This window comes from Pantoea agglomerans, from assembly GCF_021397715.1.
Classification (GTDB): domain Bacteria; phylum Pseudomonadota; class Gammaproteobacteria; order Enterobacterales; family Enterobacteriaceae; genus Pantoea; species Pantoea astica.
In genome coordinates this window covers 389,131-414,649 of sequence record NZ_CP090208.1, presented here as the reverse complement: position 1 = coordinate 414,649, position 25,519 = coordinate 389,131, and the positions used below count along the sequence as shown (strand labels likewise).

Sequence of the window (25,519 nt, the reverse complement as noted above, 5' to 3'; positions counted from 1 at the left end):
GAGGTCATTGCTTTTATTGTTTTGGCAGGGCTATACACCCGGCTCCTGATACAGTCTGCGACAGGCGCTCCCGTCCTCGCGGAACAGGTGACAGCGCTCGGGCGGCAGGCCGATACCGAGGATGGCGCCCTCTTTTACCAGCACGACGTCCTCCTGGCGGTAGACCAGGTTTTGACGAATGGCGGGAATCTGGATGTGGATCTGGGTTTCATGTCCCAGTTGCTCCACCACCTGCACTTCACCTTCAAGGGTGACGTCAGCGATATCGCTGGAGAGCAGATGTTCAGGGCGGATGCCCAGTGACATGTTGCTGCCGATCTGCACGCCTGCGCTGTCGACCGGCAGCCAGACCAGTTGCTGATTTGGCAGCCGGACCTGCACCTGATCGATGGCGGTGGCGGTCACTTTGACCGGCAGGAAATTCATTTTCGGTGAGCCGATAAAGCCGGCAACGAAGCGATTGGCGGGATAGTGATAGAGCTCCAGCGGCTTGCCCACCTGCGCGATGCGCCCGGCATCAAGCACCACAATCTTATCGGCCAGCGTCATCGCTTCGATCTGATCGTGCGTAACGTAAATCATGGTGCGCTTCAGGCGCTTATGCAGACGCGAGATCTCAATTCGCATCTGGACGCGCAGCGCCGCATCGAGGTTGGAGAGCGGCTCATCCAGCAGGAAAACCCGCGGTTCCGCCACCAGCGTCCGGCCAATCGCCACGCGCTGACGCTGCCCGCCGGATAACGCTTTAGGGCGACGGTCCAGCAGATGGGCCAGTTGCAGAATCTCCGCCACCTGATTCACCCGCTGATGAATTTCCGCTTTTTTCACCCCGGCCAGCTTCAGGCCAAAAGACATGTTTTCCGCCACCGACAGGTGCGGATAGAGCGCATAGGATTGAAACACCATGCCGATACCACGCTCGGCTGGCGGCACCTCATTCATGCGGCGGTCACCAATCAGCAGCTCCCCGCTGGTGATGGTTTCCAGTCCGGCAATCATGCGCAGCAGTGTTGATTTGCCACAGCCTGATGGGCCAACAAAAACGACAAATTCCCCTTCACGAATAGTGAGATCGATATCTTTCGACACCACCGTATCGCCCCAGGCTTTTGTGACATTGCGTAGCACAACGCTCGCCATGATCCCTTCCCTCTTAGCTGCTCATTCGTGTCTGCTCTCGGCAGACGGGTTGCGGGGCTTACTATGCGCAACGATGGCGGGGCTAACATCCTCCGCCGCAGCGCAACCTGCTGGGGGAGGAGACGGGAGGAGGAGAAAGCGCGGCTGACGCGGCAGCAGGCGGCCGCTGGCTGTTTTTTGTGATCGCTAACGCAGACCTGCCGGAATTTTTAGCCCGTATCCGGCCGCTTCGCCCGCTTTTTGCCAGCGCGATCACACCCCTCAGCCACAGGGCGTAGAGCGAAGGAGGATGAGAAGCGGTGACGGATGCGCACAATGTTGCCGGTAGAGCAATCACCGCTTCCGCAAACAGGATGGACTTATGACGATGAAAACCGGTGCACGAATTCTGGCCCTCTCTGCCCTCTCTGCCGTGCTGTTTTCAGCATCCGCAGTGGCAAAAATTGAGGAAGGCAAGTTGGTCATCTGGATCAACGGCGACAAAGGCTATAACGGCCTGGCCGAGGTCGGTAAGAAGTTTGAACAGGAGACCGGCATTCAAGTGACGGTGGAGCATCCTGACAAGATGGAAGAGAAGTATCCGCAGGTTGCCGCCACCGGCGATGGCCCGGATATCATCTTCTGGGCGCATGACCGCTTTGGCGGCTACGCCCAATCCGGCCTGCTGGCTGAGATCAGCCCGGACGCCAGCTTCCAGCAAAAAATCTTCCCTTTCACCTGGGATGCGGTGCGCTTCGACGGCAAGCTGATCGGTTATCCGATTTCGGTTGAATCCCTGTCGCTGATCTACAACAAAAAGCTGCTGCCACAACCGCCGAAAACCTGGGAAGAGATTGCCGGGCTCGATAAGCAACTGCGCGCCAAAGGCAAAAGCGCCATCATGTTTAACCTGCAGGAACCCTACTTCACCTGGCCGCTGCTGGCCGCCGGTGGCGCTTACGCCTTTAAGCTGAATGACGGACGCTATGACGTGAAAGATGTCGGGGTGGATAACGCCGGTGCCAAAGCGGGTATGCAGTTCCTGGTCGATCAGGTCAAAGCCAAAACCCTGAATGCTGACACCGACTACTCGATAGCTGAAGCCGCCTTCAACAAAGGGGAAACCGCCATGACCATTAATGGTCCCTGGGCGTGGAGCAACATCGATAAAAGCGGCATCGACTATGGCGTGGCTGAGTTACCCACGCTGAACGGCAAACCGTCAAAAGCCTTTGTCGGCGTGCTGAGTGCCGGGATCAACGCCGCCAGCCCGAACAAAGAGCTGGCGAAAGAGTTCCTGGAAAACTATCTGCTGACCGATGCCGGACTGGATGCGGTTAACAAAGACAAGCCGCTGGGTGCCGTGGCGCTGAAATCATTCCAGCAGACGCTGGAGAAAGATACCCGCATTGCCGCCACCATGAGCAACGCCCGTTACGGCGATATCATGCCGAACATTCCACAAATGGCCGCGTTCTGGTACGCGATGCGCACCGCCACCCTGAATGCGCTGGGCGGTCGTCAGAGCGTGGATGCCGCACTGAAAGATGCCCAGGCGCGCCTGAAAAAGTAATTCACCCTTTACGGCCGGGGCAACCCGGCTTGAGTGACCGTTAAGGAAAACCGCATCATGTCAGGAAAACCGAAAACGCCGGGTCTGTTGATTAAAAGCGTTCTCATCGGGATCTGCTGTCTGCTGGTCGGCTATCTGCTGGTGCTGATGTACGCACAGGGCGAGTATCTGTTTGCGCTGCTGACGCTGATTCTCAGTGCGCTCGGCCTGTGGATTTACGCTAATCGCCGCGCCTACGCCTGGCGCTATGTCTATCCCGGCGTGGCGGGAATGGCGCTGTTTGTGCTGTTTCCCCTCGCCTGTACCATCGCTATCGCTTTCACCAACTACAGCAGCACTAACCAGCTGACCTTTGAACGGGCGCAGCAGGTGCTGATGAGCCGTTCTTTCCAGTCGGGCGAGGCGGTTAATTTCTCGCTCTACCCGGCGGGCGACCGCTGGCAGCTGGTGCTGAAGCAGGGCGAACAGCATTTTGTCTCGCCGCCGTTCCGTTTTGGCGGTGAACAGCAGCTGAAAATGCAGCCCGCCGCGCAACCGGCTGGCGAACGCGCCACGCTGCGGGTGATCACCGGTAATCGCCAGGCGCTGAGTCAGATCAGTGCGGAGTTGCCGGATGGCCGCCAGCTGCGCATGAGCTCGCTGCGCCAGTTCTCCGGCACCCAGCCGCTCTATCGGATGGGCGCGCAGGATGAACTGACCAACCAGCAGAGCGGCGTGCATTATCGCGCTAACCCACAAACCGGTTTCTATCAGGCGATTAATGCCGACGGCAGCTGGGCGAATGAAACCCTGAGCCCTGGCTTCACCGTTAACACCGGCTGGAAGAATTTCGTGCGGGTGTTTACCGACGAAGGGATTCAGAAGCCGTTCCTGGCGATCTTTGGCTGGACGCTGCTGTTCTCGCTGATCACCGTGGTGCTGACCGTGGCGGTCGGCATGGTGCTGGCCTGTCTGGTGCAGTGGGAGGCGCTGCGCGGCAAAGCGATTTATCGGGTGATGCTGATCCTGCCTTATGCGGTACCGGCGTTTATCTCGATCCTGATCTTTAAGGGGCTGTTCAACCAGAGCTTTGGCGAGATCAACGTGATGCTCAGCGCACTGTTTGGCGTTAAGCCCGCCTGGTTCAGCGATCCGACGCTGGCACGCACCATGCTGATTATCGTCAACACCTGGCTCGGTTATCCCTACATGATGATTCTCTGTATGGGACTGCTGAAGGCGATTCCGGACGATCTCTACGAAGCCTCGGCGATGGACGGTGCCGGACCGTTGCAGAACTTCTTCCTGATTACGCTGCCGCTGCTGCTCAAGCCGTTAATGCCGCTGATGATCGCCAGCTTCGCCTTTAACTTTAATAACTTTGTGCTGGTGCAGTTGCTGACCAACGGCGGACCGGATCGCATCGGGACCACCACGCCAGCGGGCTATACCGATCTGCTGGTCAACTACACCTGGCGCATCGCCTTTGAAGGCGGCGGCGGCCAGGACTTTGGACTGGCGGCGGCGATCGCTACCCTGATCTTCCTGCTGGTGGGTGCGCTGGCGGTGGTTAACCTCAAAGCGTCGCGGATGAAATTCGACTAACGGCCTGGCCCAACAGGCGTCATGGTTGCAGGCAGTCCGGACGCGAAGAGCGTGGAACAACCGGAAGCTGGGAGGTGAGGATTGTGAGCACTGCCCCGCTTCAGACTGACAAATAAAATAGCCTGATGGACCAGGCTCTGAGGAGTTGTTATGGCTATGGTACAACCCAAATCGCAACGGCTGCGTCTGCTGATGACGCACCTGCTGTTGCTGTTATTTATTGCCGCAATCCTGTTTCCCCTGCTGATGGTCATCGCCATTTCGCTGCGTGCCGGCAACTTCGCCACCGGCAGTCTGATCCCGGAGCAGATCTCCTGGGAGCACTGGCGGCTGGCGCTGGGCTTTAGCGTGGAACATGCGGATGGGCGGGTGACGCCGCCGCCCTTCCCGGTGCTGCTGTGGCTGTGGAACTCGGTCAAGATTGCCGCCATCAGTGCGCTGGGCATTGTGGCGCTCTCCACCACCTGTGCTTATGCGTTTGCTCGTATGCGCTTTACCGGTCGCGCCAGCCTGCTGAAAGGAATGCTGATTTTCCAGATGTTCCCGGCGGTGCTGTCGCTGGTGGCGCTGTATGCCTTGTTCGATCGGCTCGGCCAGTATCTGCCCTTTATCGGGCTGAATACTCACGGTGGGGTGATCTTCGCCTATCTGGGCGGCATTGCACTGCATGTCTGGACCATCAAAGGCTATTTCGAAACTATTGACGGGTCACTGGAAGAGGCCGCTGCGCTGGATGGCGCCACGCCGTGGCAGGCGTTCCGGCTGGTGCTGCTGCCGCTGTCGGTGCCGATTCTGGCGGTGGTGTTTATTCTGGCGTTTATCGCGGCGGTCACTGAGGTACCGGTCGCGTCGCTGCTGCTGCGTGATGTGAACAGTTACACCCTGGCGGTGGGGATGCAGCAATACCTGAATCCGCAAAACTATCTATGGGGCGATTTTGCCGCCGCGGCGGTGCTCTCGGCCATTCCTATCACGCTGGTATTCCTGCTGGCGCAGCGCTGGCTGGTCAGCGGCCTGACCGCTGGGGGCGTGAAAGGGTAAACGATCATCATTGTACGTTGCCACTGCTTACACAACATCTGTTGTGGTTGAGGATTCGGCGGCCTGCGGGCCGCCATTTTTATTGGGGAATCAGCGTCGCGCCTGTTCAGCGGTCGCCCGCAACGCCTGTTCCAGCTTATGCGCGTCGATGCTGAAAGGGAGATCTGCCAGGCTGGCAGCGGGGAAATGAATATCCTGGGCGATCTGCCGCAGCGCAGCGTCAGTGAGAGTGTCGGGCAGCGTCAGCGGGCTGTTGAAACGCCGCAGTAGCGACAGCAGTGAAGGCTCAACCTGCCCGTTATCCTGCTCGATCAATGAATGCACCAGCAGGCTGAAGCCCACCTTTTCACCGTGCAGCCAGTGATGAAGTTCAGGCTGATGCGTCAGCCGATCGTGGATCACATGTGCAAAGCCAGGCGTTGCCATGCTGTCCTGAATGCTGTTAGCCAGGCCAGCCAGCACAATGTTGGCTTCGATAATCTTCTCCAGCGCCGGTGTCACCTGCCGGGCGATGTTAGCCTCTACGGCCGCCTCGCCCCAGCGATCGCACCACTCCAGCGCCTGCCGCGCGGCGTTGACTTTTAAATCCAGCGCCAGCTGGTGCGGCCTCTGGCGCTGATAGGGTTCAAACTCAATCCATTTCGCCAGCGCATCCACCATGCCGGCCCGCAGATAACGCACATCACTGGTGGCAATCACCTCGCTATCCACCAGAATCCACTCCGGCATATGGCTGAGCGGCTGGCTGCGCAGATGACCGCCCTGTTGATTATAAATAATCGCCAGCGGTGACCAGGCGGCGCAGGTCGCCGCCACCGTCGCCATATTCACCAGCCGTACCTGCGGCAACGCATCATTGACCGCTTTGGCGCAGTCCAGCACCCGGCCGCCGCCGATCGCCAGAATCAGCGATGCGCCGTGCGTCAGCACCTGCTGCTGCAGATCGGCAATCGCCGCATCGGTGCATTCTCCCGATAGGTAGTCGAGCTGCCAGCGTATGCCGGCCCGCTCCAGGCTGATACTCAGCTCAGGGTTGACCGCCTGCCAGGCGCGCGGCGAGGTCAGGATATGAATGTGCGTGGCCAGCGGCCGGATGATTTCACCCACCTCAGCCCGCAGGCCGGGACGTTGCAGATAGCCTTTTGGTGACATAACACGAAACATCAGTGCTCCTTAGCGACGATAGGCCAGCGAGCGGACCAGCCGATCGCCCAGTTTTTGAATCAGCATCACCAGCGCCAGCAGCACCACGATGGTGGCGGCCATGATCTGATTGTCAAAACGCTGATAACCGTAACGGATCGCCAGATCGCCTAATCCACCGCCGCCCACCACACCGGCCATCGCCGAGAAGCCAATCAGCATCACAATGGTCAGGGTAATGCCCGCCACCAGCGCCGGTAACGCTTCCGGCAGCAGCACGCGGCTGACGATATGCCACAGCGTGCCGCCCATCGACACCACCGCTTCAATCCGTCCACGATCCACCTCATCCAGCGCGTTCTCGACGATGCGGGCAAAGAAAGGAAAGGCTCCAAGGGTAATCGGCACAATTGCGGCGGTACTGCCCAGCGTGGTGCCGACCAGCAAGCGGGTAAACGGAATCAGCGCGATCAACAGCACCACAAACGGCAGCGCCCGGCCGGTATTCACCAGCGCATTCAGCAGCCATGAAACTGGCCGGTTGGGCAGAATGCCTTGCGGGCGAGTCAGAAACAGTAAGACGCCAACCGGTAAACCGATCGCCACGGTAAACAGCGCCGCCAGCAGCACCATATAGAGCGTTTCTCCGGTGGCGTTCAGCAGCAGTTGCTGAAAACGGTCGCTGGTCAGGCTACGCATCGGGTTAAGGCTCCACGCTGATATTTTTCGATAAAGGCCCGGTCCGCTGCGCCATCCTTCAGCAACATCTGCCGCAACCGTCCCTCTTCACGAGCCATGATCTGACTCAGTGAACCGCTCTCCACCAGCCGACCCTGTTCAAGCAGCGCAGCACCGTCGCAGATGCGTTTTACCACCGTCATCTCATGGGTAATGAGCACGATGGTGATATTCAGCCGCTGCTGGATATCCGCCATTAAATCCAGAATCGATGCGGTGGTTTCCGGGTCAAGCGCGCTGGTTGCTTCATCACACAGCAGATAACGCGGCCTGGCCGCCAGCGCGCGGGCGATACCAACCCGCTGTTTCTGCCCGCCTGAGAGCTGCGACGGCCAGGCGCGGGTAAAGGGCTCCAGCCCCACCAGTTGCAGCAGTTCGCTGACCCGCTGACGCCGCGCGGCGGGCGCTATACCGGCGATCTCCAGCGGCAGGTCGATGTTGTCGTGTACGTTGCGCGAGTGCAGCAGATTAAAGTGCTGAAAGATCATCCCCATCTGCTGCCGCTGCTGGCGCAACTGCGCCAGGCTCATGGCGGCAATATCCTGCCCATCAATCTCAATCTGGCCGCTGGAGGGACTCTCCAGCCGGTTCAGGCAACGCAGCAGCGTACTTTTTCCGGCACCGCTGCGGCCTAAAATGCCAAAAATCGTCCCCTCTTCGATGGTCAGCGACAGATCATCCAGCGCGGGGGTTGCCGCGCCGGGATAGTGTTTGCTGAGATGAGAAAGTTTAATCATGCTGCGGGTCCGCCACCGGGATCACCGAGCCGTGATAATTTTTGCGGATGAAGTCAGCCACCTGCGGCGAGCGCAGATCTTTCGCCAGCTGCAGAATACGCGGATCTTTCGCCAGCTCAGGCGTGGTCACCAGCAGGTTGGCATACGGATTGTGATTCGCTGACTCCAGTCCCAGCGCATCTTTCGCGGGCGTCAGCCCCGCCTCCAGCGCGTAGTTGCCGTTAATGACCGCCGCATCCACATCATCCAGCGCCCGGGGCAGCTGCGGCGACTCAATCTCAATGATTTTGATCTGCTTCGGGTTGTCGCTGATATCTTTTGGCGTCACCAGCGTTGATCCCGCTTCGCCCTGCGCAGCCAGTTTAATCAGCCCCTTGTCCTGCAACAGCCACAGCGCCCGGCTCAGGTTGGTGGTATTGTTCGGCACCGCGATGCTGGCACCCTGCGGCAGGGCCGACAGGCTTTTCACTTTATGCGAGTAAATGCCCAGCGGCTCAATGTGCACACTGGCCGCCACCGCGAAGGTTTTCCCCAGCGCTTTTTCCTGATCTTTCAGATAAGGCAGATGCTGGAAATAGTTGGCGTCGACATCACCTGATGCCAGCAGCTCGTTGGCATTGACGCCACCGCTCAGCTCGACGATTTTGAAATCGAGTGCCGGATCGAGGGTTTTGACATACTCCAGAATTTCCGCATGTGGTACCGGATCGGCCGCGATGCGTAATGGCGCCGCCTGCAAACTCTGAGCAATCAGTAAAGTCAGCCCGGCAAGGGCTAAGAAGCGCTTTTTCATCATCATTTATCTCTTATTATCAGTGTTGAGTTTGTTCAGGGTAGAAACGCTGGGCGACTTCCGGATGGGAACGTAACCGGCCTTTGAGGTAGTTCCAGCCTACTTCACGTAACAGCGGATTCTGGGGATCGCTGCTCGGTCCCTGCGCCAGCCGGGCCAGCGACGGCGGCAACTGATAGATCGGTACAACGGCATCCAGTTGCGCGCCCAGGAAGAAGGCGATAGAGAGTCGTTCACTGGCCTGCTGAGGCGATACCACCCGATGCACGGTAGCGCGCAGGTAGCCGTTGGTCGCCAGCTCCAGCAGTTCGCCGATATTCACCACAAAAGCGCCGGGCAGCGGCGAGGCGTCAACCCAGCGATCGGGCGTGACTTCCACCTGCAAGCCTGGCTGGTCGTCCTGCAGCAGCAGCGTCAGAAAACCGGAGTCTTTGTGCGCACCTACGCCCTGACGCGATTCGCTGTCGGTGCGGCCAGGATAGCGGATCAGCTTGATGTGTTCGTTGGGGTAGTCGCCATAGAGGTTGTCGAAGGCGTGACGCGGCAGGTCCAGCGCTTCGGCAAAGGCCCGCAGCAGTTCCAGCGCCACCGAAGTCATCTCCTGCTGCCAGTGGGTCACCACCGTTTGTAGCTCAGGCAGCGCGGCGGGCCACTGGTTCGGTCCCTGCATCCGCTGCCAGGCGGGAGAATCCGCAGTCACCGGCAGCGCCTCGCGTTCAGCACCAATATCAAACTGTTCGCGGAAATCAGGCTGGCTACGGGTAATTTCAACACCGGCAAGGTTATAGCCGCGGAAATGGGGCGAATTAGCCATTCTGACCGATAATTTGTCCTGCTCGGGTAACGCAAAAAAATCCCGGGCGACGCGCTGTACCGCATTTAATAATTCAGTATCTATACCGTGATTAATTAAATAAAAGAAACCGACATCGCGCGCTGCCTGGCCTAATTTTTCCAGACACTGTTGCTGCTGCTGTTTATTACCGGACAATAGCGCGAAATCAATGATCGGTAATGATGATGACGCTGACTCACTCATTATTAACACCCTGTTGGCATGGAATGAATTAACCTTGCCAGTTCATCCAGGGTTTAACTACCAACTAATCCTGCAATCGATATTCAGACGGCGGGAATATCGCGATTATTCTTAACCGTCTCAATATTCAGTGATTATTCTGCGGGCCACCGGACAAATTCCGGCGGCTGCCAGGCGGTGATAGCGGGTAGCGGCGCGTCATAACGCTCGATATCGACAAAGCAGGTCTGGGCGCTGCATCCCTGCCCGAGCCGCGAGCTGCCGCAATCACGGGTCAGCACGTTAGGATTGCCGTGTTTATCCAGCGGCTGGTCGCTCTCCTTATCCAGCGGGTCATACCAGGCGCCGGTCGACATCTGCACCACACCAGGCCGGATATCCCGCGTCAGATGCACACCGGCCAGCACCGCGCCGCGCCCATTAAACACCTTCACAATGCTGTTTTCGCTGATGCCGCGCGGTGCGGCGTCATCCGGGTGCATCCATAGCGGCTCGCGTCCGGCAATTTTGGTTTGCTGGCTGATACGCCCGTGATCGTACTGACTGTGCAGCCGGGTACGCGGCTGGCTGGAGAGCAGATGCAGTGGCCACTGCTGCTTCTCCTGCTGCTGCGCCTGATATTCGTCCGGGTCCCACCAGGCAAACCCTGGCGCTTCGGCGTAGCCAAAACCGGCAACCGTCTGCGAAAACAGCTCAATCCGGCCAGAAGGCGTGGTCAGCGGGGCGGCATCAGGATCGTCACGAAACGCCTGCAACAGGATCTGTGGCGTATTGGGCAGCGGATATTCCAGCTTGCCGGCGGCCCGGAACGTTTCGAAGTCGGGCAGCATAATGCCCTGCTCCGCAGCGCGTGGGCGCGATGCCTCGTAAATGGCCGCTAACCACTGACGTACATCGCGTCCTTCAGTGAAATGCCCGGCGAAGCCCAGCCGTTCCGCCAGCGCCGCAAAAATCGCATAGTCAGACTGCGATCCGGCAAACGGCGGCAGATGCTGCGCCATGGCGATCATAAAACCATCATTGCTGGCGCTACCGATATCTTCGCGCTCCAGCGAAGTGCTGGCGGGCAGCACGATATCGGCAAACTTCGCCTGGGCAGTCCAGAACTGCTCATGCACGATAATGGTATCCGGCTGCTGCCAGGCGCGGATCAGCTTATTAAGGTCCTGATGGTGATGGAAAACGTTGCCGCCCGCCCAGTAGACCAGCCGGATATCCGGGTAGGTCCGCTGCTGACCATCAAACGCATAGCTGCCGCCAGGATTCAGCAGCATATCCGCAATACGCGCCACCGGAATGTTCTGCTGCACCGGATTGTGACCGGCAGGCAGCCGGGGACCGGAAAACTGACGCCGGGCCGCACCCGCCAGATTGGTGGAGGCATAGCCAAAACCCAGCCCGCCACCCGCGGTGCCAATCTGGCCCAGCAGCGCCGTCGTCGCGACCGCCGCCCAGAACGCCTGTTCACCCTGTCGCGCACGCTGCACCGACCATGCAATGTTGACCATGGTTTTGCTTTCCGCCATCTGCCGCGCCAGCTGGCGGATCTGCGCCGCCGCTAATCCGGTCAGCGGCGCGGCCCATTCCGGGGTTTTCACCACGCCGTCCCGCTCGCCGGTCAGATAAGCGGCATACTCCTCGAATCCCACCGTGTAGCGGGCAACAAAGTCGGCGTCATAGCGGGATTCCGCAATCAGCACCTGACCGATAGCCAGCAACAGCGCGGTATCGGAGCCCGGCTGAATCGCCAGCCATTCCGCATCCGGCACCGCCGACAAATCGTTTCTGACCGGGCTGATATTGATAAAGCGGGTGCCGTTGTGGCGCAGCGTCGTCAGCCAGTGCGCCAGCGCATGATCGCTGGCCCCGCCGCCATTGACCTGAGCATTGCGCAGCGGCAATCCGCCGATCGCGACAAACAGTTCGCAATGCTGCGCCAGTACCGGCCAGTGGGTGTGCTGACGCTGCAGCGTGTCCAGATCGCCGAGGATATGCGGTAAGGTGCGTTCACCGGCGGCAATGCTGTAGGTGTTGGTGCTGGCGGTATAGCCGCCAAAACCGTTGAAGAAGCGGTGCAACTGACTCTGCGCATGATGAAAACGTCCGGCACTCGACCAGCCGTAAGAGCCCGCATAAATGGCCTGATTGCCGTGCTGCTGCCGCACCCGTGCCAGCTCATCTGCCACCAGCTGTAACGCGTGATCCCAGCTCACCTCAACAAACGGCTCTTTGCCGCGTGACTGGCGCGATGCGGGCTTACCCTGCAGGTAACCCAGCCGCACCGCCGGATACTTCACCCGCGTGTCACTGTGTATCGCGTCCGGCAGCGACTGACCAATCAGAGAAGGATTGCGATCCCACGCCACTGGGGTTACCGCCGTCAGCCGCCCCTCTTCGGTGGTGACGTGATAAGTCCCCCAGTGCATTACGGCTAAATCACTGTTTTTCATTGGCTACTCGCGGCGAATACGACGCGACAGGCGCGTCCCCAGGGTTTGTAATAGCTGAACGATAACGATCAGCACCAGCGCGGTGGTAAGGGTGGCAAAGGCATCAAAGCGTTGGTAGCCGTAGGTGATCGCCAGATCCCCTATCCCACCGCCGCCTACCGTGCCGGCCATTGCGGTCGCGCCCAGCAAGCCGATGGTGGCCGTGGTCAGCGCGAGTACCAGAGAGGCGGCCGCTTCCGGCAACATGAAGTACCAGATGGTCTGAAAGGTGGTGGCACCCATGGCGTTAGCGGATTCAAGAATGCCCTCATCGACCTCCAGCAGTGCACTCTCCACCAGCCGGGAAATGTAGGGCGCGATAAAAATCACCAGCGGGACGATGGCTCCGGCGGTGCCGATAGTGGTGTTCACCAGCAGCCGCGTCAGCGGCAGAATAGTAATCAGCAGAATAATAAACGGCAGTGAACGGATAATATTCACCACCGGATTGAGGATTTGATGCACCAGCCGGTTCGGCATGATGCCGCCGGGACGGCAAATCACCAGAATCACGCCCAGCGGCAGGCCGAGCAGCGAACCAAACCCCAGCGATACGCCCACCATCACCAGCGTGTCCTGCAAGGCGATCAAAAACTGGTCGCCGGTAACCGCCGTATCAAACAGATCAGACATGACTAATTTTCACTCCTGTTGCGGTCAGAAAATCCTTTGCCGCCGCGATCTGTGCCGGCTCCCCGCTGAGCTGAACGATCATGAAGCCGAGAATGGTGCGCTGCACTTCCGACATATTGGCGAACAGGATATTGACCTCGACGGCAAAATTGCGGATCAGATGATGGATAATCGGCTGCTGAGCGGTGCTGCCGACGAACTCCAGCCGCAGGGACTGCAGATTCGGCTGCTGGCTCAGCAGCGCCAGCGTCTGCTGTGGCAGCCGATCGTGGATAACCGATTGCACAAAGCTGGCGCTGACCGACTGTTGCGGATCGGCAAACAGCGCCAGCACTTCACCCTGTTCAGCAATCCGCCCTTGCGCCATCACCGCCACCTTGTTGCAGATTTTCTGCACCACCGACATCTCATGCGTGATCAGAACGATGGTGATGCCGTAGCGCTGGTTGATCTCCTGCAGCAGCAGCAAAATCTGCACCGTGGTCTGTGGGTCCAGCGCTGAGGTGGCTTCGTCGCACAGCAGAATGGCGGGATTAGTCGCCAGCGCGCGGGCAATCCCGACGCGCTGTTTCTGACCGCCGGAGAGTTCATCCGGATAACTGTGGGCCTTGTCGCTGAGGTTGACGAACGCCAGCAGTTCGTCGACCCGTGCGGTAATAAATGCCTTATCCCGCCCCTGTAAAATCAGCGGGATCGCCACGTTATGAAAAACCGTGCGGGCATTCAGTAAATTGAAATGCTGGAAAATCATGCCAATCTGCTTTTTGACCTGATTCAGACGCGCTTTACTGACGCCCTGTAACGCTTCGCCCTGCACCTCAACCGTGCCTGTGGTCGGCGTTTCCAGATGATTGATCAACCGCAGCAGGGTACTTTTTCCGGCCCCGCTGGTGCCGATAACGCCGAAAATGTCGCCCTGATTAATGGTCAGGTTGACGTTATCCAGCGCCTTAACCTCAACGCCATTACGTGAGAAGGTTTTGCTCACCTGGCGAAAGACGATAGTTGGCTGGCTCATTTGAAATAATCTGGCAGCAGATAGCCGCTATATTGCGGATCGCTGACGATATACTGTCTGAATGCCGCTGAGTGATAGCCGGCAATAATATCGCGGGCAAACGCCGCCTGTTTATTCTTACCGGCGACGGTCACCACGTTAATAAACTGGCTGGTCGGTGCTTCCAGCTTCAGCGCTGAACTCAGCTTCATGCCGCTTGATACGGCGAAATTGCCCTGAATAACGCCAAAATCGACGTCCGGCAACGCCCGCACCTGCTGCGCGTTGTCCATCTCTTTCAGCACGATCTTGTACGGGTTTTCGCTGATGTTTTTCTGTGAAAATGTCGCTGCGTCGCTGTCAGGCGTGATCTTCAGCCAGCCGATGCTCTGTAGCAGTAGCGCGGCGCGATATTCATTAGAGGGCTGATTAGGCACCGAAACCGTCATACCCGGCGCTGGCGTGGGCAGTTGTTTGACGCGCTCAGAATAGAGCCCCATCGGTGGCGTCGGCACCTGGACAATGCCAACATTATCGATGCCGAGCCGATCATTAACCGATTTAAGATAGACCGGATGCTGCATAATATTGGCATCGATAGTGCCACGGTGTACCGCGTCATTAACCTGAATACCATCGTTGAAATCTTTATATTCGATTTTATATCCCTGCTTAATTAGCCAGGGCGCAACACCCTTTTCAAACTGCTCTTTATAGGGGCCGGGATTAAAGCCAATCCGAATCACTTTTTCTTCCGCAGCATGGGCGGCGGAAATGAGCGTTGCGGCGGCAACCATTAAATACCACGTTCCCTTAAAACTGATGCGCATAAAAAAACCTTATTCATTATTGTGAGAAAAATTGATTTAATCACAGCCGCTGTAATCAGGAATAGTTAAAACCCGCCCGTCGCTTTGGCTTTTTTATGCTAACGATAGTTGTCTGCCGGAAATTCATTTAACGGCAATCGATAGTGTTATTTCTGCTAAAAAGGAATAACCCGGCTGTGTCATGCTCTGCCGTTTAGCAGACACTTTTCGGGGATATTATGGCGGAGTTTGCAGCATCGGACATGGTGGCAGGGCTGGAGGAAAACCTTTTCAGTCTGTTGGAAAAGCAGGCGGCGCAGTTCGATGACCCGCACCTGCCGTTAATCGATCTCTCTTCGGGCAGTCCGCGCCAGCCGACACCACCCGACATTATTGCTTCCCTGCAGGCAGCCGCGGCGCAGCCTGAAAATCATGAATATCCCTCTTTCTGGGGCAAACCTGCTCTGCGCCGGGCGATTGCTGACTTTTATCAGCGGCAGTACGGCGTGACGCTCGATCCTGACAGCGAAATTGCGGTGTTTCAGGGAGCGCATATTGCGGTTAACGGCCTGCCGCGCGCGCTGCTCAACCCGGGCAAGGTGCTGATTTCCACCGATCCCTGCTATCCGCTTTATCGCTCAGCGGCCCGCCAGGCGAATGCGGATTTTTACGGCATTCCGCTGGAGGCGCGCCACGATTTCCTGCCTGACTTCCAGGCCGTCCCGGCGCAGATAGCGGCGCGTGCCGGGCTGCTGTTGCTGAACTATCCGCATAACCCGACCGGCGCACTGGCGACGCCCGCGCTGTTTGCCGCCGCGCTGGCGTTTGCCCGTCAGCACCATGTGCCGCTGGTGCACGACTTTGCCTATGCCACGCTCGGCAGCCAGCGCGGCGAACAGCCGATCAGCCTGCTCGCTCAGCCTGACGCCAAAGCATGGGGAGTGGAAATTTATACTCTGTCGAAGAGCTTTCTGATGGCTGGCTGGCGGATTGGCTTTGCCGTTGGCAATGCCTCGATCATCGCGGCGTTTAAAAAGTTGCATACCCACAGTTACAGCACGGTCTATGGTGCCGTGCAGGATGCCGCCATCACCGCGCTGGGGCTACCGTCTGAACAGATCGGGCAACTGACCGAATGCTGGCATCAGCGACGGGTGCAGGTGCTGGCTAAGCTGGCCGACCTGCGCTGGCCGGTGCGGTCCCGTCAGGGCACCTTTTTTCTCTGGCTTGCCACGCCATCCGGCATGACCGGTAAGCAGTTTGCCGCCCTGTTACTGGCGCAGGCGCATCTGCTGGTCGCGCCTGGTGAAGGATTCGGTCCGGCGGGTGAACACTATATTCGCATCAGCCTTACTGCAGAGACGGATTTAATTATGCGCGCCCTGGATCGCGTTGCGGCGCTAAAATTATTTGGCTGACCTGATGCGGAACATTAATAATCAGCGCCAGCCATTTTGATAATAAAATTTGCAGTTTGGTTACAAAATATTGATAAGCGTAAGCAGGGGTGAACAAACAGACCCTGCTGCATTTGTCAGGAACTGCGGTTATTTACTCCGAAAACTTGCAATAACTTACAATAATGGTCTAAGGTTTGGCGGCTGCGGTTACCAGCCGCTTCGCTTAACTATTATTCGGCTTCTTATAGCTTTCATTTCCACGGTTTCTTCTGAACATTATTTTGCGGCTGCGAAAGCTATAAGACTCCTTTATTTGAAGCATTTGAGGAGAATATGGACACCAGAAACTCATCGTCTGAACATCCAAAGAAACACTTCTGGAACAGGAAGCAAAAAGAGCTGACTGTTGATGACATTACCGTGATCGATAACGACATGCTGAAGCGTGCCGTGGGCGCTGCCGCATTGGGTAATGCGATGGAGTGGTTTGATTTCGGCGTGTACAGCTATCTCGCCGTGATTATCGGCAAAGTTTTCTTTCCGGATGCCAATAACGCGGTTCAGTTGATCGCCACTTTTGGTACTTTCGCTGCGGCCTTCCTGGTACGTCCGATCGGCGGCCTGGTGTTTGGCCCGCTCGGCGACCGTATCGGCCGGCAGAAAGTGCTGGCGATGACCATGATCATGATGTCGATCGGCACCTTCTGTATCGGGCTGATCCCGGCCTATTCGTCGATAGGCATCATGGCCCCGATCCTGTTGCTGGTGGCGCGTCTGATTCAGGGCTTCTCTACCGGCGGTGAATATGGTGGTGCAGCGACCTTTATCGCGGAATACTCCACCGATAAACGCCGTGGTTTTATGGGCAGCTTCCTGGAGTTTGGCACCATCGGCGGGTATCTGCTGGGCGCCAGTCTGGTCACGGTGATGACAACCCTGATGTCGAATGAAGCGATGATGTCATGGGGCTGGCGCGTGCCGTTCTTTATCGCCGCGCCGCTGGGTCTGTTCGGGCTCTATGTCCGTCTGAAACTGGAAGAGACGCCAGCCTTCCAGCAGCATATGGAAAAACAGGAGGCGCTGGAGCAGAGCAAGCCGCGTCTGACGCTGATGCAGATGCTGAGCAAATACCGCGCGCCGATGCTGAAATGTATCGGCCTGGTGCTGCTGTTTAACGTCTCGAACTATATGCTGACCTCCTACATGCCGAGCTATCTGACCGGGGTACTGGGTCTGCCTGAACTGAGCGGCCTGCTGCTGGTGATGGTAGCGATGTTTGTGATGATGCCGCTGACGCTGCTGTGGGGACGCTGGACCGACCGCATTGGTCGTCGTCCGGTCATTGGTTTTGGTGCAGTGGGTCTGATCCTGCTGGCAATCCCCAGCTTTATGCTGATCGGCTCCGGTAATATGTGGGCGGTATTCGGCGGGCTGCTGATTCTGGGCGTGCTGCACACCTGCTTCAGCGGCACCATGCCCTCGACGCTGCCTGCGCTGTTTACCACGGACATTCGCTACAGCGCACTGGCGATCGGTTTTAACCTGTCCGTATCGCTGTTCGGTGGCACCACGCCGCTGATCACCGCCTGGCTGGTGGATACCACCAAAAACAACATGATGCCCGCTTACTATATGATGGGCGCCGGTGTGATTGGTCTGATCACTATCCTGACGGTGCGTGAAACCGCTCGTCAGCCGCTGAGCGGCTCATCGCCTGCGGTGGCCACTCAAGCCGAAGCGCAGCGCCTGATTGATAAGCTGCGCAAACGCCACAAGCCCGCAGCGACACCGGCTAAATAACCTGACCGACACCCTGCTTTAGCAGGGTGTTTTTTTTCTGTCGTCCGTGACTTCCGCGCCGGATTCGCCTGCCTGAAACGGGCGCTGCCTGCCCTGCTGTTGCTGCACGCTTTTCCCACCTTGTCTCATCAGTTCCGCGATTTAATTCCGCTGCTGGCTGATAAATTCCACATTATTCACCTCTGCCCGTTTTTGGCTTTACCGACATGCCCGCAGAGCGCCACTATCCGTAGACTTTCGATGCCTCTGGCCAGACGCCGACCGCCTTGGTCAATGCGCTAGGGCTTGAGCGCTATGCGATCTCTGTTTCCGATTACGGTGCGGCTGGCGCTGGCTTATCCCGAACGGGTCAGCGGATTGATCTCACAAAACGGCAACGCTGATCTGTAAGGGCCGGGTGACGCCTGGGCGCCGGTGCGGGCTTACTGGGACGAGCCGACTGAAGCCAATGATGAGGTGATCCGCAACGCCATCCTGACGCCGGAAGCCGTTAAGTGGCACTATCTGCATGGCGCGGCAGCGCGATAACCCGCAGGCGGTGGTTGAGAGGCTGGAAAGTGGCCCTTTTGCGCTGGAAACCCATACCGCTTATATCGCCCAGCGCATCCGCGAGATTTTCAGCGGCGACTCACTGCCTGGGCTGCCGCGCCGTTACGCCCCTGGCGGCAGCCTGTTCACCGAATGTTACTCATTACTGAAGCGGCCCACGGTACTGGCCGCGCCAATCGCGTGCCCTTTAAGCTGGCTCAGCAGCTCCTGATGAGTTAACCCGGCTTTGAGCTGGCCGGCCGGCAGATCGGTCGCAATCAGCACGAAGTTATAGTGATGCAGACCGCTGCCCGCCGGAGGACAGGGCCCGTAGTAGTGTTGAGTGCCGGGAGTATTTTTGCCGCCGGTATATCCTTTGCCCTGCGTCAGCTCACCCTGAGCAAAGGCGTTGCGATCTGGCGCAATGTTATAGGCCACCATATGCGTCACGCCCAGCCCTTTAGCGCCCACCGGATCGGTCATCAGCAGGGCCAGACTGCGGGTGCCGGCAGGAACGGCAGACCAGTTAAGTTCCGGCGAAATGTTCTCGCCGGTGCAGGACGGATTACTTTTATTCGCACCGGCAAACTTTTTATCCAGCAGCGCATTATCGTTGAAATCTTTTGACTGCAACGTAAATACCGATGCTGCCAGGGTAGTCACAGGCAGCGTTGCCAGCATCATTGCACAGAGTAATTTCTTCACCAGTCGCTCCTTTACAGGGTTTTATCAGGGTAATTTGCAGCAGTCTGGCGGCTTGTTGCCGGTTGCTGCTGCTTAAATATAACGGTTTTGAAAGATTTAGCGGCTTTAACGCCGGGATCGGTCTGCTCTGCACTGCCGATCGCGACGCCGTTGTCCTTTGGCGATTTAATCGATATAAGTTAACGCTTCTGATTAATAAACAAGGCAATGCACAGCCTTGACGCCCGGAAGCAGGAACAATGCAGATCGAAGACCTCCGGATCTACGTCGCCGTCATTCATGCAGGCAACTTTACCGCAGCGGCTGACCAGTTAATGTTATCGAAGCAGTATGTGAGTCGCCGTATGGCCGCGCTGGAAGCCTCGCTTGGCGCACGCCTGCTGATTCGTAATACCCGCAAACTGTCGGTAACCGATGCCGGTCTGCTGTTCGCACAACACGCCCAGCGCATTCTCGATGACATTCAGGAAGCGGAACTGGCGGTATCGGAACAGCGTCAGACGCTGCGCGGCAGCTTTCGCATTAATCTGCCGATGTCCTATGGCATGAATCATCTTTCGCCGCTGATCGCGGAGTTTCTCAGCCAGCATCCGGTACTGCAGTTTCAGATTGAACTGGCCGACCGCTATGTCGATGTGATTGGTGAAGGGGTTGATATGGCGATCCGCATTGGCGCACTGGCCGACTCCACGCTGATTGCCCGTCCGTTAGGCGAGCTGAAACGGGTCATTTGCGGCAGTCCAGCCTATCTGGCCCGGGCCGGCACGCCACAACAGCCGGATGAACTGCTGCAACACGCCTGTCTGCGCTATGGCCGGGAAGGTCAGAACGGCTGGGAGTTACAGGTCAGCGGCAAAGGGAAATGGCTGGCGGTACAGGGGCCGATGGTCAGCAACAACGGTGAAGTGTTACGGGATGCGGCGCTGGCGGGCTTAGGACTGGTCCTGCTGCCCGAGTTCATTGTTGGTCAGGCGCTGCAACGGGGCGAACTGGTAACGGTGCTGGAACCGTTTCATCCGCCGTCGCTGGCGCTGAATGCGGTTTACCCCCAGCACCGTCAGCGCAGTGAGGTGAACCGTCAGTTACTGGCCTTTTTACAGGCGCGATTGCTCGCTTAACCGCGCCGCCAGCGTTAACCCTTGTTCAGAGCGGCAAACACCCGCGCTACCGCCACGGCACCAGGATCGGGTACGCCATTAAGATTGTCGCTGTTGAGGTAGGATGAGCGTCCCGCTTTGGCTTGACCCATAGTCGCCGTGGCGTCGCTGCCCTGTTGCGCCGCGGCAGCCACCTCCGCCAGCGATTTGCCTGCCATCATCGCTTCAATCGCCGGTTGCAGCGCATCGATCAGGGTACGATCGCCCTGTTGCGCCCCACCATACTGCTTCATTTTTTCCAGCCCCTGCTGCAACGCGGCGGGCAGGGCATCGCCTTCGGCCAGTTGCTGCGCAGCGGCGGTAAAGAAAATGGCCATCAGCACGCCGCTGGAACCGCCCATCACCGTGGCCAGCCGTTCCCCGGTAACCGCGAGCAGATCGGGTAATGTGTTGAGCGGCAGCTGGTTGTCCGCACATTCGCGCTGGATCTGGCGCGCACCGGCGGCGAAGGTCGATCCGGTGTCCCCGTCGCCCACCTGCGCATCCAGCTGGTTCAGTTCACTTTCACTGGCGATCAGGGTTTCACAGATGCGGTTCACTATGCGGGCGACAGCCGGATTCTCTGAAGGCGTGGCGGCCTGTTCCGTCACCTGCTTCTCTGCGCTAACCGGCTGTAATGGACTGAGTTTAATCGCCTTCACCCAGCCCGTGACCTCTACCGGCGCGCAAAGCGCCTCTTCAAACAGAGGTGTCAGCGTCATGCTGGTGACCGAATAGCCTTTCATATCCAGCGCCGTCATCAGCGGCGCGGGTCCAATCAGATAGCTGACCTGCTGGCTAAGTGTCGAAGCAATCAGGTCACGGGTGACCAGGCTCATCTCCAGCGCCGACATGCCGCCGAGATTATTGACCAGCAGCGCCCGCGGCTGTTGCGCATCGCCCTTCTGCATCACTTTCTCCAGCAGATGCTGCACAATTTGCTCGCTGTTCTGCGTTTTCAACACGTCCACGCCCGGTTCACCATGGATACCCAGCCCCATTTCAACGCTGCCCTCCGGCACGCGCTCACCGCTCTGTTCATCCGGCAGATGACAGCTCGACAGCGCCACGCCCATGCTGGCGATCGCCTGGCTGGCGGACTCAGCGGCCTCGGTCACTGCCGCCAGATCGTCACCGCGTTCAGCGACAAAACCGGCCACTTTATGCACCAGCAGAGTCCCGGCGACCCCACGCGGCTGAGGATTGTCGGGCAAAGCGACATCATCACCCACAATCACCATATTGACCTTAAAGCCCGCCTTACGCGCTTTCTCCGCCGCCAGGCCAAAGTTGAGCCGATCACCGGTGTAATTTTTGACGATCAGCAGGCAGCCCGCGTCACCGGTCAGATTGATAATGGCATTATACACCGCATCAACGCTGGGCGAGGCAAACAGATCGCCGCACACCGCAGCGGTCAGCATCCCTTTGCCAATAAACCCGACGTGCGCCGGTTCATGGCCCGATCCGCCACCGGAAATCAGCGCAACCTGTTGTTTCTGCCAATCTTTGCGCATCACGATACGGATGCGTGGCGCAACCGCCAGCCGCACCAGATTGCCCCACGGGCTGGCGTAAATCATGCCGTCTAACGCGCTATCAACAAGGTCATCCTTTTTGTTCATTACGAACCGGGTCATGGCTTTTCCTCTTCTGAAAGTGTCGGTTTGCTCCTGACAGAGTGTTGCACAGCCAAAGAAGACGTGGGGAAATTCACGCTGCTAAGCGCAGAAATCAGACAGTTCGGCACACGACCCACCGGGAGGTCTGCGGCACGTCTGCCCGCCAGTCGAAACACTTTTCGTTAATTGATTGTTTTTTATCAAATGTCTTTACCTTTTTCTGAGAGCTTATGCGCAGAACTGCACTGATTAAACACGGAAGGTAAAAATTCATTTGTTAACAGAGGATGTTTTGATGACCCAACGTATGATTCTGAATGAGACCGCCTGGTTTGGCGCAGGTGCGTTACGCCATTTACCGGAAGAGGTTCAGCGTCGTGGTATGCGTAAAGCGCTAATCGTCACGGATAAAGCGCTGGTGGCAGCCGGTGCACTCAAGCGGGTGACCGATTTACTGGCGCAACATCAGCTCGACTGGGCACTCTATGATGAGGTTGTCCCGAACCCTACCATTCGGGTGGTACAGGCAGGAGTGGAATGTTTTAAACGGTCGGGTGCCGACTATCTGATCGCCATTGGCGGCGGTTCACCGCAGGACACCAGCAAAGCGATCGGCATCATTATCAATAATCCTGAGTTTGAAGATGTGCGCAGCCTTGAAGGCGTCACGCCCACTCGCCACCCCTGCGTGCCGATTATTGCCATTCCGACCACCGCCGGTACGGCGGCGGAAGTGACGATTAACTACGTCATCACCGACGAAGAGAACCGCCGCAAATTTGTCTGCGTTGATCCGCATGACATTCCTAAAGTGGCGATTATTGATGCCGAGATGATGGCCAGTATGCCCGCCTCGCTCAAAGCTGCGACCGGCATTGATGCCCTGACGCACGCGATAGAAGGTTACATTACCCGTGGTGCCTGGGCGTTAACCGATATGCTGCACCTCAAGGCGATCGAGATTATCAGCCACTCGCTGCGTGACTCGGTGGCGGGCAACATCGACGCGGTGGAGCAGATGGCGCTGGGACAATATGTGGCCGGCATGGGATTCTCCAACGTCGGGCTGGGGCTGGTGCACGGCATGGCGCATCCGCTGGGCGCGTTTTATAACGTGCCGCACGGCGTAGCCAACGCGATTTTGCTGCCGCAGGTGATGGCGTGGAATGCGCCGGCGACCGGCGAGAAATATCGCGATATCGCCCGCGCAATGGGCGTGAAGCAGGTGGATTCGATGTCGCTCGATCAGGCGCGGCAGGCGGCGGTGGAAGCGGTAAGGCAGCTCTGCCGTGATGTCGGCATTCCACGCTCACTGCGGGAAGTTGGCCTGCAGGATGCGGATATTGCCGCGCTGGCCCAGGCGGCGCTGGATGATGTCTGTACCGGTGGTAACCCGCGTGAGCCAAATCTGGACGAGGTGATGGCGCTGTATCTTCAGAGCTAACGCCGATCGTTGCCGCCCGCGCTGCGGGTGGCATGTAAACCGGTCCGCCTGCTGTTGCGGGCCGGTTCCTTAATTCTGCTTCGCCACAACGCTTTCACCTCAGCCAACGGCAGCCGGCAACGCCTCAACCGCTTTTTAACCGCCCGGTTTCAGCCTGAAATCGCCCGATCTTTCCTCATTTTACTGCCCCGTTTAGCGTGCAGTTTCTTTAGATTTTTAAGGGTGTTTGACTTGATCTGGATCACAAAAATCCGCATCATGCGCTGCGAAAACCTTAATGACGCTGCGGAGAGATCGATGACACTGTATCAGGGTATGCTAATTTTTTATGCCGTTGTTGCATTGGTCGCTACGCTGATCACCTTCTTTATCGCTAAAGATAAACTGAGCATTAAACTGCTGAGCGCATTTTTAGTCGGCGCAACCTGGCCGATGAGTTTCCCGGTCGCGCTGATGTTTGCCCTGTTTTAATTGACAATTTACCCTTTCCCACCACACTGAGGGTATACGCCTCTGGCCGGATATCGCCTGGCCACCGACGTTTGTTTGCTCATGAAAATCTCAATTAAGGAGCGGATATGCGTTTTCTCAGCCTGATGATGGTGATCACTGCCCTGACCGCCTGTAGTGCCCAACCGGGTAATGAAAAACCGGTGCCCGCCGGTGAAACCCGCCAGCAAACCTGCCCACCCGGTACCAATCCCAGCCAAAACGACTGCGGCCACTTCCCGGAACCTGAATTTCACTGAACCGCTGCGCCGCCACCTGCTGCTGCATCATGGCGTGCAGGTGGCTTAAAGCGTGACGGCGCAAATATGAACGGATAACAAGGCTTTACAGCGGTAAGAGCGGTCAGTAAAGTAGCGTCCAGACATCAATTCTGATGCGTAAGCGTTAACGTCAATCAACGCCCCCGCAGCAATGCTGCCCGTGACGATTATCCTGATGACCCCAGCTCAACACGTTTCCACCTCTCAGCCGCGCTTTTCCAGTGCCGCTTTTTTTCTGTTCGTTCTGCTACTCACTGCCGCTAACCTGCGTGCGCCGATAACCGCTGTGGGTCCGGTGCTGCAGGATATTCGCCTGACGTTTGGCCTGACCGCCGGTGAAGCGGGCCTGTTTAACTTTATCCCGCTGATGCTGTTTGCTGTGCTGGCGCCGCTGGCGGCCTGGCTGGGCAACCGTATCGGGCTGGAACGCAGTTTATGGGGCGCGCTGTGCCTGATTACTGTGGGTTCACTGATGCGCTGGCTGCCTGCCGAAGCGGCATTATGGGGCGGCACGCTGCTGCTGAGTGCCGGCATCGCGGCAGCGAACGTGCTGCTTCCGCCGTTGATCAAGCGCGACTTTACCGCCCGCACCGCGAAATATATCGGTCTTTATGCCGCCACCATGTCAATTACCGCCAGCCTGGCGTCGGGCGTGGCGGTGCCGCTGAGTCAGCTGTCGCCGGCGGGCTGGCGTCTGTCGCTGGTGGTCTGGGCGCTGCCGGGGCTGGTGGCGCTGATCGCCTGGCTGCCGCTGTTACGCCGTCACGCCACCACGCTGCCGCCCGCCTCAGATACGGTGGCGCATCGTCATCCCTGGCGGTCGCCCGGTGGCTGGCAGATTGCGCTGTTTATGGCGCTGCAGTCGCTGGCGTTTTATACCCTGATTGACTGGTTCACGCTCTATGCCCAGGCCAATGGTTTTAGTCAGGCTGCTGCGGGATGGCTGCTGTTCTGGTATCAGGCGATAGCGATCGTCGCCAATCTTGGCTGCATGGTGGCGCTGAAGCGGGTCAGGGATGCCCGGCTGACCGCCTTTATTGCCTCCACCGCCATCTTTCTCGGGATGCTGGGCCTGCTGTTGCTGCCGCAGGCGGCGCTGGCCTGGCTGACGCTGGCCGGGCTCGGCGCGGGCGCGTCGCTGGTACTCTGCCTCTCATTATTTAATCTGCGGGCCCGTAACCACCGCCAGGCATCACAGCTGTCGGGTATGGCGCAGTGCGTCGGGTACGCGCTGGCGGCGCTCGGGCCGCTGTTTTTTGGCGTACTGCACGACTACAGCGGCAACTGGACCTTACCCTTCACCTTGCTGACCGGGCTGAGCCTGCTGCAGATGTTGCTGGCTCCGCTCGCCGCTCAGTCGAAGCCCATCAGCTGACGCTGCGCTTCGGCATGGCTCACAGCGGCAAAAAATTAGCCTTG

At 58.2% G+C, this 25,519-nt stretch carries 22 protein-coding genes and 1 pseudogene; 11 read left to right on the top strand and 12 right to left on the bottom strand.

Features of this window, described 5'->3' with window-relative positions:
* Nucleotides 1-30: 30 nt before the first annotated feature.
* Nucleotides 31-1,140, bottom strand: coding sequence for a maltose/maltodextrin ABC transporter ATP-binding protein MalK (gene malK / locus LZU96_RS21750; RefSeq protein WP_233988666.1), 1,110 nt, complete (start codon nt 1,138-1,140; stop codon nt 31-33).
* A 361-nt stretch (nt 1,141-1,501) separates the two neighbouring features.
* On the opposite strand from malK, the gene malE reads away from it, so the two are divergent.
* From malE to malG, 3 genes are all read left to right on the top strand, one after another.
* Nucleotides 1,502-2,692 (top strand): maltose/maltodextrin ABC transporter substrate-binding protein MalE, encoded by a 1,191-nt coding sequence (gene malE / locus LZU96_RS21745; protein WP_233988665.1) that lies wholly within the window; start codon nt 1,502-1,504, stop codon nt 2,690-2,692.
* 57 nt (nt 2,693-2,749) lie between these two features.
* Nucleotides 2,750-4,276, top strand: a complete 1,527-nt coding sequence (gene malF, locus LZU96_RS21740; RefSeq protein ID WP_233988664.1) for a maltose ABC transporter permease MalF — start codon at nt 2,750-2,752, stop codon at nt 4,274-4,276.
* A gap of 150 nt (nt 4,277-4,426) precedes the next feature.
* Complete coding sequence (gene malG, locus LZU96_RS21735) at nt 4,427-5,317, top strand: maltose ABC transporter permease MalG (RefSeq protein WP_233988663.1); 891 nt, start codon at nt 4,427-4,429, stop codon at nt 5,315-5,317.
* Between the two features lie 90 nt (nt 5,318-5,407).
* Here malG and LZU96_RS21730 read toward each other — a convergent pair whose 3' ends face one another.
* The 9 genes from LZU96_RS21730 to LZU96_RS21690 form a co-directional block, all read right to left on the bottom strand.
* Entirely contained in the window at nt 5,408-6,481 is a 1,074-nt protein-coding gene (locus tag LZU96_RS21730) for an iron-containing alcohol dehydrogenase family protein (protein WP_233988662.1), read from the bottom strand.
* Between the two features lie 9 nt (nt 6,482-6,490).
* Nucleotides 6,491-7,159 (bottom strand): methionine ABC transporter permease, encoded by a 669-nt coding sequence (locus LZU96_RS21725; protein ID WP_233988661.1) that lies wholly within the window; start codon nt 7,157-7,159, stop codon nt 6,491-6,493.
* Nucleotides 7,147-7,935 (bottom strand): methionine ABC transporter ATP-binding protein, encoded by a 789-nt coding sequence (locus tag LZU96_RS21720; RefSeq protein WP_233988660.1) that lies wholly within the window; start codon nt 7,933-7,935, stop codon nt 7,147-7,149. The genes LZU96_RS21725 and LZU96_RS21720 overlap by 13 nt, the downstream gene beginning before the upstream one ends.
* Nucleotides 7,928-8,731 carry a MetQ/NlpA family ABC transporter substrate-binding protein gene (locus tag LZU96_RS21715; RefSeq protein WP_233988799.1) on the bottom strand — a complete coding sequence of 268 codons (804 nt, stop codon included), beginning with the start codon at nt 8,729-8,731 and terminating at the stop codon, nt 7,928-7,930. The genes LZU96_RS21720 and LZU96_RS21715 overlap by 8 nt, the downstream gene beginning before the upstream one ends.
* Nucleotides 8,732-8,747: 16 nt before the next feature.
* Entirely contained in the window at nt 8,748-9,767 is a 1,020-nt protein-coding gene (locus LZU96_RS21710; RefSeq protein WP_233988659.1) for an isopenicillin N synthase family dioxygenase, read from the bottom strand.
* 134 nt (nt 9,768-9,901) lie between these two features.
* Nucleotides 9,902-12,217, bottom strand: coding sequence for a molybdopterin-dependent oxidoreductase (locus LZU96_RS21705; RefSeq protein ID WP_233988658.1), 2,316 nt, complete (start codon nt 12,215-12,217; stop codon nt 9,902-9,904).
* Nucleotides 12,218-12,220: 3 nt separating this feature from the next.
* Nucleotides 12,221-12,889 (bottom strand): methionine ABC transporter permease, encoded by a 669-nt coding sequence (locus LZU96_RS21700; protein WP_233988657.1) that lies wholly within the window; start codon nt 12,887-12,889, stop codon nt 12,221-12,223.
* Nucleotides 12,882-13,907 (bottom strand): methionine ABC transporter ATP-binding protein, encoded by a 1,026-nt coding sequence (locus tag LZU96_RS21695; protein ID WP_233988656.1) that lies wholly within the window; start codon nt 13,905-13,907, stop codon nt 12,882-12,884. Before LZU96_RS21695 ends, LZU96_RS21700 begins: the two co-directional genes overlap by 8 nt.
* Nucleotides 13,904-14,683, bottom strand: coding sequence for a MetQ/NlpA family ABC transporter substrate-binding protein (locus LZU96_RS21690; RefSeq protein WP_233988798.1), 780 nt, complete (start codon nt 14,681-14,683; stop codon nt 13,904-13,906). The genes LZU96_RS21695 and LZU96_RS21690 overlap by 4 nt, the downstream gene beginning before the upstream one ends.
* 251 nt (nt 14,684-14,934) lie before the next feature.
* On the opposite strand from LZU96_RS21690, the gene LZU96_RS21685 reads away from it, so the two are divergent.
* The 3 genes and pseudogenes from LZU96_RS21685 to LZU96_RS21675 form a co-directional block, all read left to right on the top strand.
* On the top strand, nt 14,935-16,113 hold the full coding sequence (locus LZU96_RS21685) for an aminotransferase class I/II-fold pyridoxal phosphate-dependent enzyme (protein ID WP_233988655.1): 1,179 nt from the start codon (nt 14,935-14,937) through the stop codon (nt 16,111-16,113).
* Between the two features lie 315 nt (nt 16,114-16,428).
* Entirely contained in the window at nt 16,429-17,895 is a 1,467-nt protein-coding gene (proP, locus tag LZU96_RS21680) for a glycine betaine/L-proline transporter ProP (protein WP_233988654.1), read from the top strand.
* 87 nt (nt 17,896-17,982) lie between these two features.
* Nucleotides 17,983-18,523, top strand: a pseudogene (locus LZU96_RS21675) (alpha/beta fold hydrolase); the annotation flags it as partial.
* Nucleotides 18,524-18,579: 56 nt separating this feature from the next.
* Here LZU96_RS21675 and LZU96_RS21670 read toward each other — a convergent pair.
* Complete coding sequence (locus LZU96_RS21670) at nt 18,580-19,128, bottom strand: YbhB/YbcL family Raf kinase inhibitor-like protein (RefSeq protein ID WP_233988653.1); 549 nt, start codon at nt 19,126-19,128, stop codon at nt 18,580-18,582.
* Between the two features lie 239 nt (nt 19,129-19,367).
* On the opposite strand from LZU96_RS21670, the gene LZU96_RS21665 reads away from it, so the two are divergent.
* The gene (locus LZU96_RS21665; protein ID WP_233988652.1) at nt 19,368-20,246 is read left to right on the top strand and encodes a LysR family transcriptional regulator; all 879 of its coding nucleotides are present in this window, start codon (nt 19,368-19,370) and stop codon (nt 20,244-20,246) included.
* Between the two features lie 14 nt (nt 20,247-20,260).
* Here LZU96_RS21665 and LZU96_RS21660 read toward each other — a convergent pair whose 3' ends face one another.
* Nucleotides 20,261-21,904, bottom strand: a complete 1,644-nt coding sequence (locus LZU96_RS21660; RefSeq protein WP_233988651.1) for a dihydroxyacetone kinase subunit DhaK — start codon at nt 21,902-21,904, stop codon at nt 20,261-20,263.
* A 277-nt stretch (nt 21,905-22,181) separates the two neighbouring features.
* Here LZU96_RS21660 and fucO point away from each other — a divergent pair, with 277 nt between their 5' ends.
* The 4 genes from fucO (at nt 22,182) to LZU96_RS21640 (ending at nt 25,475) form a co-directional block, all read left to right on the top strand.
* Complete coding sequence (fucO, locus tag LZU96_RS21655; protein WP_233988650.1) at nt 22,182-23,330, top strand: lactaldehyde reductase; 1,149 nt, start codon at nt 22,182-22,184, stop codon at nt 23,328-23,330.
* Nucleotides 23,331-23,627: 297 nt separating this feature from the next.
* A complete protein-coding gene (locus tag LZU96_RS21650) occupies nt 23,628-23,801 on the top strand; it encodes a GhoT/OrtT family toxin (protein ID WP_008924737.1) in 174 nt (57 codons plus the stop codon).
* 107 nt (nt 23,802-23,908) lie between these two features.
* The gene (locus LZU96_RS21645) at nt 23,909-24,079 is read left to right on the top strand and encodes a hypothetical protein (protein ID WP_233988649.1); all 171 of its coding nucleotides are present in this window, start codon (nt 23,909-23,911) and stop codon (nt 24,077-24,079) included.
* Nucleotides 24,080-24,275: 196 nt separating this feature from the next.
* Nucleotides 24,276-25,475, top strand: a complete 1,200-nt coding sequence (locus tag LZU96_RS21640) for a CynX/NimT family MFS transporter (protein ID WP_233988648.1) — start codon at nt 24,276-24,278, stop codon at nt 25,473-25,475.
* Nucleotides 25,476-25,519 lie beyond the last annotated feature (44 nt).